This window comes from Rosenbergiella australiborealis (assembly GCF_018494035.1).
Classification (GTDB): domain Bacteria; phylum Pseudomonadota; class Gammaproteobacteria; order Enterobacterales; family Enterobacteriaceae; genus Rosenbergiella; species Rosenbergiella australiborealis.
On sequence record NZ_JABBFO010000039.1, the window covers coordinates 1 to 864 of the forward strand.

The 864-nt window shown below is 52.2% G+C and carries 1 protein-coding gene; it reads right to left on the reverse strand.

The window, feature by feature from the left end:
• On the reverse strand, positions 1-864 hold an 864-nt coding region (locus HGT73_RS14595), incomplete at both ends, for a type VI secretion system Vgr family protein (RefSeq protein WP_214215978.1).

The window sequence follows — 864 nt, forward strand, 5'->3', positions numbered from 1 at the left end:
TCCCACATTACGATCAGGGCATCTTTGCGACTCGCTATATAGCCCGTTCGGATAATGATAATGCCGTTGTCCGTTTCTAATGGCAGTGTCGGCGGTACCATACGTTCACTGATAGTCAGCACCTGAGCCGGAGAAAGCAGGGCATCATTACTGCAGCCGCTGATAGTCGTCTGTCCTGACAGAAAACGCTCGTGTTCAAGACGTGCCCAGAAGTTGCCGGTTTCCGCTGAAGGTGTGATTTTGTCACCACGTTCAAGATGACGCGGTAGGTAGTGATAGACCTCACCGTATGTAACACCGTCACCGTCGCCACGGGTCATGTCCGCCGGTACAGAGGCCAGGACATTCTGGGCTTCACGGTGATTGTAATCACTGGTGGTAACATTACGCTCAACCACGTTCTGGCGGACGTTAACCCCCCAGACCGAACCCGCTGCATTGTCACTCATTCCTGATAGGCTGCTGAGCGGCAGAGACTTACCGAACGTCCATGCGCTCTGCTTGTCTGCGAAATGAACCACTTCAGTCTGGGTGTCAGGCTGCAGGGTGAAGAAGTAAAAAATCCCCACTTCGGCCAGCAAACGCTCAATGAACGCGAGGTCACTTTCCTTGTACTGGTTGATCTGTTCGCGCTTTGGATAGTCGGCTTTGAGAGTGAACTCATACTCCCAGCCTTTAAGGCCATGCTCCTGTAATACTTCGGTGACGACTTCCGGTACCGACTTGTTGACGAAAAAACGGTGGGTACGGAATTGCTTACGCAGCAAAGACAGGAACGGCTCAATAATAATCTGGTACGTCGCCTGGTCACGTGAGCCACTGATACGCTTAAAATGCGTCACCACACCATGCACCACTTTCTGC